General features: G+C 43.1%; 12 protein-coding genes. 1 reads left to right on the forward strand and 11 read right to left on the reverse strand.

The annotated features are described in order from the left end of the window. Positions 1 to 99 precede the first annotated feature (99 nt). From Q8W40_RS03295 to Q8W40_RS03340, 10 genes are all read right to left on the reverse strand, one after another. Positions 100 to 1,998, reverse strand: a complete 1,899-nt coding sequence (locus Q8W40_RS03295) for a hypothetical protein (RefSeq protein ID WP_305395871.1) — start codon at positions 1,996 to 1,998, stop codon at positions 100 to 102. A gap of 252 nt (positions 1,999 to 2,250) precedes the next feature. Next, a complete protein-coding gene (locus tag Q8W40_RS03300) occupies positions 2,251 to 2,754 on the reverse strand; it encodes a hypothetical protein (RefSeq protein WP_305395872.1) in 504 nt (167 codons plus the stop codon). 33 nt (positions 2,755 to 2,787) lie between these two features. Continuing rightward, entirely contained in the window at positions 2,788 to 3,294 is a 507-nt protein-coding gene (locus tag Q8W40_RS03305; RefSeq protein WP_101115177.1) for a copper chaperone PCu(A)C, read from the reverse strand. Continuing rightward, positions 3,291 to 3,923, reverse strand: a complete 633-nt coding sequence (locus Q8W40_RS03310) for an SCO family protein (RefSeq protein WP_101115178.1) — start codon at positions 3,921 to 3,923, stop codon at positions 3,291 to 3,293. The genes Q8W40_RS03305 and Q8W40_RS03310 overlap by 4 nt, the downstream gene beginning before the upstream one ends. Continuing rightward, positions 3,923 to 4,837, reverse strand: a complete 915-nt coding sequence (gene cyoE, locus Q8W40_RS03315) for a heme o synthase (RefSeq protein WP_101115179.1) — start codon at positions 4,835 to 4,837, stop codon at positions 3,923 to 3,925. The genes Q8W40_RS03310 and cyoE overlap by 1 nt, the downstream gene beginning before the upstream one ends. 12 nt (positions 4,838 to 4,849) lie before the next feature. Then, entirely contained in the window at positions 4,850 to 5,188 is a 339-nt protein-coding gene (gene cyoD, locus Q8W40_RS03320) for a cytochrome o ubiquinol oxidase subunit IV (RefSeq protein ID WP_101115180.1), read from the reverse strand. Beyond that, positions 5,188 to 5,805 carry a cytochrome o ubiquinol oxidase subunit III gene (gene cyoC, locus Q8W40_RS03325; RefSeq protein WP_305395873.1) on the reverse strand — a complete coding sequence of 206 codons (618 nt, stop codon included), beginning with the start codon at positions 5,803 to 5,805 and terminating at the stop codon, positions 5,188 to 5,190. The genes cyoD and cyoC overlap by 1 nt, the downstream gene beginning before the upstream one ends. Before the next feature lie 16 nt (positions 5,806 to 5,821). Beyond that, positions 5,822 to 7,852: a cytochrome o ubiquinol oxidase subunit I gene (cyoB, locus tag Q8W40_RS03330; RefSeq protein ID WP_201797035.1), complete on the reverse strand. Its 2,031-nt coding sequence runs from the start codon at positions 7,850 to 7,852 to the stop codon at positions 5,822 to 5,824. A 28-nt stretch (positions 7,853 to 7,880) separates the two neighbouring features. Beyond that, positions 7,881 to 8,768, reverse strand: a complete 888-nt coding sequence (gene cyoA, locus Q8W40_RS03335) for a ubiquinol oxidase subunit II (RefSeq protein WP_305395874.1) — start codon at positions 8,766 to 8,768, stop codon at positions 7,881 to 7,883. A 1,420-nt stretch (positions 8,769 to 10,188) separates the two neighbouring features. After that, a complete protein-coding gene (locus Q8W40_RS03340) occupies positions 10,189 to 11,139 on the reverse strand; it encodes a LysR family transcriptional regulator (protein ID WP_305395875.1) in 951 nt (316 codons plus the stop codon). Positions 11,140 to 11,426: 287 nt separating this feature from the next. Here Q8W40_RS03340 and Q8W40_RS03345 point away from each other — a divergent pair, with 287 nt between their 5' ends. After that, entirely contained in the window at positions 11,427 to 12,716 is a 1,290-nt protein-coding gene (locus tag Q8W40_RS03345) for an acyltransferase domain-containing protein (protein WP_305395876.1), read from the forward strand. Here the strand turns inward: Q8W40_RS03345 and Q8W40_RS03350 are convergent. Then, positions 12,696 to 13,487, reverse strand: a complete 792-nt coding sequence (locus Q8W40_RS03350) for a thioesterase II family protein (protein ID WP_305395877.1) — start codon at positions 13,485 to 13,487, stop codon at positions 12,696 to 12,698. The two genes, Q8W40_RS03345 and Q8W40_RS03350, sit on opposite strands and share 21 nt — an antisense overlap. Positions 13,488 to 13,512 lie beyond the last annotated feature (25 nt).

Consider the following 13,512-nt stretch of genomic DNA (forward strand, 5'->3'; position numbering starts at 1 on the left):
CTGATGGAGATTTTTGACTAATTAGAATTGTCTAAATAAATGATTTCTCACAACTATTTGAGTGTACTCATATTGCATTTGAAAATATTTACGATGGAGCTAATCGTATGATGTTTCTATTCGTTCCACTGTGGGTTCAAGACTACTTATCACTGAACTGATATCGGAGTGGGAAAGTAGCCCCCATGTGACTATGTCTTTTTGCTCTGTGATAACCGAGAATGCGTAAAGAGAGCTATATACGCTTTCGATATTTGCCAAGGTACCCGTCAAATTCAACGAGCTATCACCACCTCTACTAGTATCTCCCCAAGTGACAACACTGCCGTCCTCTTTTAATGCTACAAATGCACTTCGAGCGGAATGTATTGATGAAACGTTGACCAATTCTGCCGTAACGGATGTACTATCACCACCATCATCGGCATCTCCCCAGGTCACAACTGTACCAGTGGTTTCGAGAGCAGCAAACGCATCTCGTGTTGTTGTAATCGTTGAAATATTGGTAACAGTCGGGGTGTAAAAATTTGGTTTCGCTGCCGTGCCATATAGAACGTCATCAATTGAACCCCAACCTACGACGGAGCCATCTTCCAGCAATGCAGCGAACCCAAATCTTGAGCCGTAAACAGAGGAAGTATTTGTTATGCGATTGGCGAGCGTATCCATATCGCCACCGTAGTTATTAAAGCCATGTGCTGTCAGCTCTTTGTTTGTCTTGATCATGGCGAAGGAAAGGTCATTACCGATGATAGTTGAGACGCCTGATGCTGCATAATTTGGAATTGCAGAAATCGGTAAACCTCCGGCAGAGTCAAGACCCCAAAAATAAACGGTATTTGTTTGGTCTATCGCGGCAAAAGCATACTTACCACCGATGACACGAGTAATGTTAGAAAGAGATAAGCCCTCTAAATCACCACCTCGTAGTGGATCACCCCACACGACAATTGTTCCATCAGATTTTCTCGCGGCGAACGCAAACTCCGTGCTAACAATTTCGGTTACATTGGTTAAGTTCAATTGGACGGCACTGCTGTCACCTCCTCGCGAGCTATTCCCCCAGGTTACGACTGTTCCATCGGATCTCAATGCTGCAAAAGCATGGTTGTTTGAAGTGATTGCCGTTACGTTGGTGAGGTCATCTTTGACTGAACTAGAATCTCCCCCACTGGATGTCAGCCCCCAAGTTACTACGCTTCCATCGGTTTTTATCGCAGCAAAAGAGCCGTAGCCAGCGACTATTGAATCTATATCGGTTAACTGAGAAGCAACTGAACTTGAGTTTCCCCCATTATTTGCGATTCCCCAAGTTACAACACTCTTGTCATTCATAAGTGCGGCATAAGCGAAAGGGTTCGTAATAATGTTACTTACATGTGTTCGCTTGAATTTCGCAAAGCTCGTATCAGAAATTGTCCCATTAGAATCTGTTACTTTAACCTCAAGGGTTAGCGTTTTTTCAAAATCAGATAGAGTGAAAAGATACTGCGGGCTTGTACTCACTTCTACATCATCAATAAGCCACCGATAGAATGTTGTTCCTGCACATTCAGTACAGCTAATCGTTGGGATGATGGTCGAACCTGGAACCATATCCCCAGAAATTGATATCTCAGAAATCTCTGACAGTGATGGCTCAGGCTCTGGTTCAGGCTCTGGTTCTGGTTCAGGTTCAGGTTCGGGTTCAGGCTCTGGTTCAGGTTCGGGTTCAGGCTCTGGTTCAGGTTCAGGTTCAGGCTCTGGCTCAGGTTCAGGCTCTACTTCCGGGTTAGGCTCCACAAGTTCTGGTTGTTGGGGAGTACTTTCGGAGTCCTCCGATGTTGGAGGCACGTCATTTTCATCGGATGTGGTTGGGGTATCTTGCGTGATATCTTCAAGAGCTGAGCACACTATTTCTATTTTACCGTTATCCGTCCTTGGGACTAAAGTACAGTGTCCATCGGTATAGCAACTGGTCAGTGATAGTGATAGAAAAATTGTGAGATGATGTCGCATTGCCCTTTCCATGTTTAAATGTATAGGTCCAATGATGTTGATTTGGGCTTGCCCTAATTATTAGTTATAGATAAAAGTGTAGTTTATTTATAAGCTCAAGGGCGAATAAATAATACTCAACAAACTCACGCTGAATAGAGTAGTGGGGCTTTGTTGCCTAAATTGGGGGCGTTAAGTAGTGCAGGTAGGAAGCTTTACGCTGCTCTTTAGATAAATCTGTATTGAGCAGCTGGAATTACTTAACTTTAACCGTTAGTTTTTAACGAGTTGTCGAGTGGTGACTAAGCATAGAGTTGTAAACTGATCGGTTAAAAATGCTTGTTTACCGGCCACTCGTTTACTGTTGAGTACTAGTGTTCTGTCGGTGAGTTTTCCTTGGAAGTCCCACTTACTAAATGCTTCGTGACGCGCATCTGCACAAGGTGTTTGCAACACATAGCTTTCGGTTACCGAGGTGTCACAGGTTCCATTGGCATTTTTTATACCGTGGAATGTCACATGGCTGTCTCTATCGCGGTAGTTGGTCACGGCTAAAGCGTTGAACAAATGTATATCGTTAGAGTCGCTTTTGTATGCGAGCATACGGTGTGGGTTCTTTTTTAAGCTGGAGCGTGCAAGCTCTCGCAATTCTTCTGCACATGGTAGAGCTTGCTCGGTTGCAATGATGTCCATTGATGTCGTCACAGGTGCTTCTTCTGCAACGAGAGCAGGGGAAAACACGAGCGAGCCAGAAAGCAGAACTAACGTAGGTTTCATGCATGCTCCTTGGTATTCAGATGTATCTTCAAACTATTTTGCTTTGACAGCCATAACAGGAAAGTCGAGAGTATAGCGCTCTCCGTTATCGCGTATCAATGTGACTTTTATGGTTTCACCCGCTTTAAAACGCTGAGTTAATCCCATTAGCATTAAGTGATATCCGTTGGGCTCTAACTTGAAAGTCTCGTTAGGTTTGACTTCAATCACCTCTATTTTTCGCATTGCCATTCGGCTGTCGCGTAAGAACATACGGTGGAATTCAGTATGCTTCGCAGCATCGGTCTCGACGTGCGTAAAGCGAATTGTATCTGCACCTTTATTTGTGATGTTCAGATAACCTGACGTCACTTTAATGCCTGGAATTGTGGCTTTGATTCGAGCGTAATCGACGTAAGCCTTGTCCGTTAAGCGCTGAACTTCACTTGATGGTAAAGGATCAGGCTGATAGAAAGGCTTTTTGGTTTTTTCGTAGTAGGCGACGGAAAAAGCCAGCAAAAATGCGATAAAACACACAATGCCAATTTTGGCTAATTTCATGAAGCATTTCCGGTATTTGAATTGTACTCTTCCAACGCTCTCTCAATACGAGCCGCTAGCTCGATAGGCGTTGTACTGTGGCTTAGAGAGTCAACGAGCTGACCTGCAGGGTCGATGATATAAAACCGGGAAGCGTGGTCTACTGTATAGGCAAGCTCAGACGATGACATGTCAACCAAATCAATATAAACACCGTATTGATCGGTAATGGTTTGAATCTCTTCTTCTGTGCCAGTTAAACCCAAAATTTGTTTGTCGAAATACTGTGCAAACTCATTAATTGATTCTAAGTCGTCTCGCTCTGGGTCGACGCTCACAAAGAACCCTTGCGTCTTATCGTATATCTCTTCAGATAGGTATTTGAACGATGCAGACATTACCCCCATTGATGAAGGGCAAACTTCAGCACAATTTAGGTAACCAAAGTACAAAACAACAACCTTGTCTTTATATTCGTCAAGGTCGACAGAGCCACTAGCACTGTTTAAGTGGAATTTTCCACCTAAGTCTTTGAACTGGCGAGGCTTCTCTCCTATAGGGAGCGTTGTATTGTCCACGTAGAGTGCAAGAATACCTGCCAGAGCAAGGACACCCAATGCTAATACTATCTTCACTGGGTTTCGAATCATTAGATGAATTCCTTGAGTTGAAGTATGTTCACCGATGCTTGTTGAGTTTCATGGATTTCTGACGGAGAGAAGTCGATAGAAATCAAAATGCAGAACACCATAATACAAACGATAGAGAACAGCATTTGTTGCTTACCCCATTGCTCGGTAGGCATTTTTTGAAAACTTACTTTCGCTAAGTACAACCAGTACATGCTGACCAGACCCATACCTAAAGCATACCAACTACCGGCATAGCCTAAGTAAGTTAGAGCTAAAGAAGCGATAGCAAAAGCAACGATATAACCCATGATATGAGTACGCGCTTTATCTACACCTTCTTTAATCGGCAATACAGGAATCGATGCCGCTTTGTAATCATCGAAACGATAAATGGCGATTGCGTATGAGTGTGGTATCTGCCAAATACAAAAGGTAAGGAACACAATTGCAGCACCAAGATCCAATTGGTTGGTTACTGCGCAATACCCAATGACCGGAGGACAAGCACCAGACAAGCCACCGATTAACGTTCCATGTACAGAGTGCCTTTTGTAGTAAAGGCTGTAGAAGCCAACATACACAACAAACCCAAGAACACCGAACCAGAAAGCGACGGTAGAGGTGAAGAAAAACAGAGTAGAAAACCCTGCAATACCCAGAATGGTAGCCCAAGCTAAAGCATTGGACACTGGGACGACTTTTTGTACTAGCTCACGTTGGCAAGTGCGCTTCATCTTGGCATCGATGTCTTTATCGATGAAGTTATTGAAAACGCAGCCTGACGCAACGATGAATGTCGTACCTAAACACACGGCAAGGAAAAGGGCCCAGTCAATCTGGCCTTGAGAGGCCAGAAAGAAGCCACCAGCCGCAGCAACTAGGTTGCCGCGGATAATGCCAGGTTTAGTGAGTTGTAAATAGTTCGAAATCATTATGTATTCCGATTAGTGACCCATCAGCATATTGTGGTTCAGGTGTTCCATAATCCAAAGCGAACCAATTAATATGATGGCAACTAAGACGACCACGAATACTGCCGAGGTCGTGTTCCACATCTGCTCGGAAGAGGTATTCATGTGCAAGAAGAACACCAGCTGAACCAAAATTTGCGCAACAGCACAGATCAAGATAACGCCGATTTTCAACTGTGGAGAGCCTATATCCATCATTACCATAGCGAATGGGATCACTGTGAGTAAGACGGAATAAATAAGACCCATTACATATTCTTTAACGCTGCCATGTGCTTGACCGCCATGACCGTGTTCTGCAGTCTGTGCCATTACATCACTCCCATTAGATAAACCACACTAAACACACAAATCCAGATTACATCTAGGAAGTGCCAGAACAAGCTTAAGCAAGACAGACGCGCTTCGTTGTCTTCAGTAAAGCCATCTCGTTTAAAGTGGAAATACAAAACGATCATCCAAATCAAACCAGCGAAAACGTGCAAACCGTGCGTGGCTACTAGTGCATAGAAAGACGACCAGTATGCACTGCTGTCAAACGTTGCACCTGCTGCGCTGAAGTGATGGAACTCATAAAGTTCCATAATCAAGAAGCCCAGACCTAAAGCAAAGGTTGTCCAAAGCCAGAACCACATGCCTTTCGCATCACGCTCTTTCGCTTTCAGCATACCCATGCCGAAGGTGAAACTACTAAGCAGTAGCAAAGCGGTACCGCCCGCTACAAACCACAGGTTGAATAGTTCACTTGGTTCTACGATGCCAGCAAAGCTATTTGAGAAAACAGCAAATGTGGCAAACAACGTACCGAATAACAAACAGTCGCTTAGGATATAAATCCAAAAGCCAAAGATTGTGTCGCCAGCGTAATCATGGTGGTCATGATCATCGTGACCACCATTGTCCAGCACTGATTTATCATGTGCAGTCATATTATCTCCTAAATCCTTAAACCGCTGGGGATGCAGGTTTCGTGTCAGTTTCTTTCGACGCTGGGTTAAATTCAGGACGTTCCTGATAAACCTTGTCTAGATGAGGACCTTCAATTGCCTCAACTTCAGAAACTTCAACGTAGTAATCTTTATTGCGCTGGAAGCTGTATACGATCCAAGACACGATCATGCCAAGGAAGCCAACAACAACCATCCACCAGATATGCCATACAAATGCGAAGCCCATAATCAGCGAGAAGAAGCTGATTACTACACCTGCCCAAGTGTTACTTGGCATGTGGATTCGCTTGTAGCGGTCAGGTTTTTGATACGCCATTCCATGTTCTTTGCGGTAGTGGTGCTCGTCTCTGTCATGAATTTTTGGCAGAGTTGCAAAGTTGTAGAATGGAGGTGGAGAAGACGTCGCCCACTCAAGAGTACGACCATTCCAAGGGTCACCTGTTTCGTCCATATTTTGCTTACGGTCACGAATACTGATGAAGACTTGGTAGAACTGAGCGGCAATACCAGCTGCGATGATGGCAACACCGAATGCAGCAATCATAAGTAATGGTGCCCACTCTGGGTTGTCTGTTGCATTTAGACGGCGAGTCATGCCGTTGAAACCAAGTACGTATACCGGCATAAAGGCAACGAAGAAACCGATAGTCCAAAGTGCACAAGAAACCTTGCCCCACTTCTCGTTCAGTTTGAAGCCAGTTGCTTTAGGGAACCAATATGTAAAGCCAGCAAAGTAACCGAATACTGCACCACCAATGATTACATTGTGGAAGTGAGCGATTACGAACAAGCTGTTGTGTAGTACAAAGTTTGCAGCAGGTACCGCGAGCATTACACCTGTCATACCACCAATGGTGAAGGTAACAAGGAATGCCATTGTCCACCACATACTTGCCGTGAACTCTACACGTCCTTTATACATGGTGAAGAGCCAGTTAAATATCTTAACCCCGGTGGGTATGGATATTATCATGGTGGCTATTCCGAAGAAGGCGTTAACACTTGCCCCGGCCCCCATGGTAAAGAAGTGGTGTAGCCAAACGACAAACGAAAGAACCATGATTACTGCCGTCGCCCATACAAGAGACGTATAACCAAACAGTCGTTTACGAGAGAACGTTGCACAGATTTCCGAGAAGATACCAAACGCTGGTAGAACCAGAATGTATACCTCTGGGTGGCCCCATGCCCAAATCAAGTTCACGTACATCATCTGGTTGCCGCCCATGTCATTGGTAAAGAAATGCGTACCAATGTAGCGGTCAAGAGTCAGAAGTGTCAGCGTAACGGTAAGAATAGGGAAAGCAACGATGATGAGTGCGTTGGCACACAAAGACGTCCAAGTGAATACTGGCATTTGCATCAGCTTCATACCTGGAGCACGCATACGCAAGATAGTAACAACGAAGTTAACACCTGTTAGAAGCGTACCGATACCAGAGATCTGGAGCGACCAGAGCCAATAATCCACACCAACCCACGGGCTGTATTCCATTCCTGAAAGAGGCGGATATGCCAACCAACCTGTCGAAGCGAATTCACCAACGAACAAAGAAAGGTTGATTAGGATTGCACCTACAACGAATAACCAGAAACTCAAGGAGTTTAGGAATGGGAAAGCAACGTCGCGCGCACCAATTTGAAGAGGCACAACAACGTTCATCAAACCGACAACCAAAGGCATGGCCACGAAGAAAATCATGATTACGCCGTGAGCCGTAAAAATTTGGTCGTAGTGTTCGGGGGGCAGATACGAGGCATCTACCGTAGCTAATGCTTGCTGCGAACGCATCAATATGGCGTCGGAAAAGCCCCGAACCATCATGACTAGCGCAACGATGATGTACATGATACCGATTTTCTTGTGGTCAACAGAGGTTAACCATTCAGCCCACAAGTATTTCCATTTACCCATGTAGGTAATCAAACCTAGCAGACCGAGACCACCAAGGATCGCGGCAATCATAACGGGCAAAATAACTGGGTCAGTGTACGGAATGACGTCCCAGTTTAGTTTTCCGAATATTAAATCAGGTTCGGCATGTACGTCGCCTTTATAGGCCATTTTGAGCTCCTGAATGTTTCTCGATGATATCTTTGAATCGCAGTGGATCGACAGAAGAGTAGTAGGTCACAGGGTGGTATTTTTTGATCTGCTCTTTTGCATTAGCAGTCAAAGCGTCGTAGCTAGTGTCATTCAGCACTTGCTCGGACAATTTCACTTTGTTCACCCATTCGTCAAAACCAGACTCACTAACGGCATGAGCCTTAAAGTGCATGTTTGCGAATCCGAAACCGCTGTAGTTAGCAGACATACCGCGGTAGACGCCTTCTTCTGTAGCCATCAAGTTGACGCGATTTTCCATTCCCGCCATTGCGTAGATTTGGCTACCAAGCTGGGGAATAAAAAACGAATTCATTGTGGTGTCAGAAGTAACGAGAAACTCCACAGGACGATCGGCTGGGAAAGCAACTTCGTTTACAGTTGCAATTTGTTGTTCAGGGTAGATGAACAACCATTTCCAGTTCATGGAAACAACTTGGATAGTTAGAGGTGTCTTGTCTGACTCGATTTCACGGCGTGGATCAAGAGAGTGGGACGTTTCATAAGTAATCCAACCCAATGCCAAAATGATAAGACAAGGAACAGCCCAGACTATCACTTCGATTTTAGTGGAGTGCTCCCAGTTTGGTTTGTACTCAGCCTCTTTGTTAGAAGAGCGGTACTTGTACGGGAAGTACACGCACATGAACAACACCGGAACAATGATGATGGCCATGAGTAAAACAGAAGTGATAATCAACGATTCCTGAGCTTGACCAACGGGTCCCTTAGGATCGAATAACACCATGTTACTACCGAAGAATAGTACGCCTAATAAAATCAGCCCGATGACTGATGTTAATATTAATGCAACTTTTATGTTACATTTTATTTTCATTTGTCCTCCCTGGAACTCACAACCAGAATAAATTCAAAGACAATACTTAAAATACGAAGTATCCAAATACATAGATCAATCACTTCGCTTTGAAGAAAATTGCACGTGAAATGACGTCAAACAAAAAGGAAAAACTTTGTTAACAATTCATTATCATTTGAAACAATTAACTTACAAAATGCAGTGATATTGGAACTTAGATACTAAAGCGTGAATTAAAGTACCAAATTGTTAAATTAGCAAGCTTTAACTTGTTCAGAACTGTAAATTTCAATCTATGTATAAATTACAAAAATATTAATTTCATTTTTCCAAAAAATGAGGTAGAGCAAGACTTAGACCTGCAGTGACCTGTTTTACAGAGCGAATTATATATAAGCCACCTAATACCCCTTATTTTATTGTGAGAATGTTTTCTTGGTGGGTCTTTTTCTGGTTATTAACCATAATTAATTAGTGGTTAAAAGTTGGCGTCAATAGGGATATTTCCTTTTGGCATGTATAACTATTATTAAACTTTTAGTTGGCAAAGAAATCGTAATATCATACTGGCTTTTCTTTATGGTTTTACATTAAATTATTTTGAGTGATTTATCCATGCTCCCAGTAGGGTGATGGTTTGTGAAGTGATTAAGCTTGTTCCTTTTATGGGTATTGTCATACGTTAACGTGCTAAGTTTCTTTCGACCTCTCTCAAGTACGTATTAACAACAAAGTGGAATAGTGCCTAAAGTGTCTTTTCGTCGGATTTAATTCCAACTGTTACTCATCATTGAAAACTCTATTTACCTATTCCAATTTTTATATAGACACAATATTATTGTGCCTATTGTTACAAATGGTATTAAATTACTCTTTTCTAAATTATTCATCAGAGCATTTAGGAAAAAGAATAACCAGCATTGTTTGTTTGAGGTATTTATCTTTATAACTTCATGAAACGCTTTTGGTTGAATATTAATCGAGCTGGTTTTAATTTAACCATTCTAATAGTGGCTAGAGCGCATATTTAAATGAAATAGGTATCAAAAATGTTAAAGGGCAGGGCTCAATACCCATGGCATTTTTGAGATCGTTAAATTTGATTTATTAACATATACCCAAGTGACCTCAAGATGCTTGGTTCAGCGAGAATTAATTGGCTTTCAGGCAAGGCACCGGCTTGAAGATCTAGTAAGTCTAAATCAAGAGTCGGTAACGAAGCATGAAAGCCAATTAAACTCGCCCTTGGGAGCACATATTCTGTACCACTTCATCGTCAAAAAACTTGAAAAGGACCAGTCATTACGCTGCGTTCCTGATTTTGAAGTAGAAAGGCTTGAATTGGACCAGAATATGAAGCTCTGAATCCTGCATCTTGAGGCCATTTGGGTATATACCCAAGCATCTTGAGGCTACTTGGGAATATGCGTCACCTGACTCAACAACCCTTATATGACATACCTGAAAAAATATCAGCGGCAAGAAGAAAATCTATCAAGTGCCTGATCCGTGCCGGAATTTGTTTCCTAGAAGGATACACTAGGTTAAAGATCTTGGGTTCGCTTCTAATGCCACAAGCCACCTGAATCAACTCACCAGTATCGATCTCTTTTTGTACGGTACATGGAATCAATAACCCCACTCCGACGCCCATCAAAGTGAGCTTCTGCATTACTAGCGGAGAATTGCAACAGTGATAGTTCTTCGGCGCAATAGCGATCATCTTTCCGTCGCAATAGAGCTTTTGTAGGTTGTTACTAGCGGATTGCTGTTCGAGTAAAACCCAATAATGTGACTCTAGCTCCTCCGCTGTGTTGGGCATCCCATGTTTTGCGATGTACTCGGGGCTTGCAAATAGGTGGGCACTTTGCTCGAACATTTGTCGGGCGATCAACGAACTGTCTTGCGGGCTGCCAACACGTAACGCCAGATCGATATTTTCTGCCACTATGTCTGACTTATGGTCGTTCAGGATCAAATCGAGTTCCACCTCAGGGTAGGTCTCTCTGAATTCTTCTAAGATAGGTAAAACCTGATTCAGAGCGATATCGTAAGTCATTGTTAACGATACTCGCCCAGATACCTCTTTGGGGGCGATGATGGATTCAATATGTTCAAACAAGTAAGGTAATTGCTTAACTTCTTGGTAAACCTTCTGTCCTTCTCTTGTCACCGAAAGCTTTCTGGTTGAACGCTGTATTAGGCGAGAACCTAGCTGAGCTTCCAGCTCTGACAATTGTTTACTGAGTTTAGAGCGATCCGTTTTTAGTTTTCTAGCCGCTGCGGCAAAGCTCCCAGCTTCGACTATCGCTGCGAACATTGCCATTCTTTTTAGGTGAGAAAAGCTATTAGCATTCAAAATTGCAACACTCCATGTCCATATTTGCATCTAGTGATTATTTTAAATTTATAAATAATTGAATGTACTGCGGTATTTAAAAGTATTCTCAATACAAAATGGCAAAAGCCGAGCAGTAGGCTTCGGACCCGAAAATCTTTCAAATTTGCACAAATGAGCACGACTTTCGTTGATTCGACGTCAATTTTCTAAATCAATCAATAAACTATAAAAAATCTGGAATAACGATCTGAATTTTTCAAGTATTCCGCATTTCGGACAGCTATTAGTCACGTTTGCTACATCAGACTCGTAGTTCCATTCAAGGAGCGAAAACCATGTTTCATCCAGAAAAACGTCAAGATTTTATGTTGGATAATCAAGAAGCAAAAACACTTTTCATGCAATCGGGTAGTTCAATAACAGATAGATCAATAATAGATAGCCCTATAACAGATAGCCCTATAACAGGTCTGGGAAACACAAATACACCAAGCTATGGACCTAACCATTTCAATCACATTCATGAGAGCATGGGAGGAAGTTCTTCATACTCGAGATCCAAACCTGCTGTTGTTTTTATGTTTAGCGGTCTTGAAGAACAGCCTCATCGTTGCGCGAGATCTTTGTACGAGAACTTTGAGTTTTTTCACGAGAGAGTGGAAGAATGTTTATGGCATCTCACAAAAATTGATGTGCACTTAGCGGATGAAACGGAGTTCTTTTTTAGTGAGTGTCAAGTGCACAGCAAGCAGCCTGTAAGTCAGGTGCAGCTCTACGTATTTGAATATGCTCTCGCCTCAACGCTTATCCATTGGGGGGTTAAGCCTGATGCGCTTATCGGTGACAGTCTCGGTGAATACGTAGCGGGCTGTATAAGTGGATTATTGAACATTGAAGATGTGCTTGCCATGGTCTGTTCTCGCCAACGGCTGATGGATGATGCGCAAGCTGGCGCAATGTTTGCTGTTCCTAAGGGGAAAGCGGAGGTAGTGAAATGGTTGGATGATTGGAATAAGACTCATCCTAGCTCCGATCAAAAAATCTCTCTTTCCTATGTGAGTACTCCACATAGATGTGTTGTTTCGGGAGGTGCAGAGCCTCTAAGTCGTTGGTTAGATCAATATGTTGAAAATGCAGAAAGTGGAGAGTACGTCTCTCAAAGGTATGCACTGCACTCCAATTTGATGACAGATGTATCCAAAACGCTCGGCACTTATATCGAGGGCATACCCAGTTACCCGATTCATACGCCTTTTGTTTCCACGATAACGGGAAGATGGGTACAGCAAGGAGACGTTGAACATTCGCAATACTGGGCGAGTCAAATCCAACAAACGGTTCAATTTGCAAAAGGGCTACAATGTGTCTCTGAAGATTTGGGAAGTTGTATACTAATTGAAATTGGTCTCGGTGAAAGCATGTCAAAGCTCGTTGAACAGCAAAGGATTAATAGTTTATGTGCTTTTCCTTTGCTGCCGGACATTTTGTCTGAAGACTTGGTACTGCCTGCCAATTTCCCATGTGACTGTATTCTGACATCGGTAAAAACACTGGGTCAATACGGGGTCAATATTCGCTGGGACCGTATATTAAGCAAAACGGAATCAGATTGCTGGTTGAGCTAAACCCGTTCTTTTTTCGGTAACGCGCTGAATAATATCGACAAGCTTTTTGCTTACAGACTCAAATTGCTTGTCGATAAAGAAGTGGTCGCCCTCTATCATCTCCAATTCAAAGTCGCCACAAAAGTGTGCCTGCCAGTTCGGCAACGAATCAGGTGGAATAATGGTATCAATAGTGCCACCCAATAGCGTAACGGGAACGTTGAGCTGTTCAATAGCGCTAACTTTGTGCGTTTCGGCAAGCTTAAAATCCGCTTTCAAACCAGGCAATAGTATGGACATGAGTTCATCATGCTCAATAATTTCGTCTGGTGTTCCGCCCATTTCCTTTAACTTTATTTTAAACCCTTCATCCGACAGTCCGTGAATCGGGTTTCGAGTGTTCAATTCATGAGGCGCTCTTGATGCCGCCGGAATGAAATGAATAGGCATCGGCATTTTATGCTCTTTGAAATAGCGGATCAGCTCAAAACCAATTCGTGAACCAAAACTGTGCCCCCAAATGACATAAGGTTTGTCGGTGATAGGGGCTAATGCTTCCGCTAAATCCTCCACTAACGTATCCATGTTTTCGTACTGTGCTTCATTTAATCGGCTGCCTTTTCCTGGTAACTGTACCGCGCAAATTTCGGCATTCAGTTCCTGCAAAGCACTATAGGGAACAAATGAGTTTGCGTTGCCTCCGGCATAAGGCAGACAGATTAAGCGTAACGGGGCATTGGGTCTTGGTTTTGGAATGGCAAGCCAGCGATTAAGTGAAGTGTTTCTGCGCATATTTAATCCCTTATTGTCAGAAGGC

The sequence above is a fragment of the Vibrio penaeicida genome, assembly GCF_030689305.1.
In the GTDB taxonomy this organism is placed as follows: domain Bacteria; phylum Pseudomonadota; class Gammaproteobacteria; order Enterobacterales; family Vibrionaceae; genus Vibrio; species Vibrio penaeicida_B.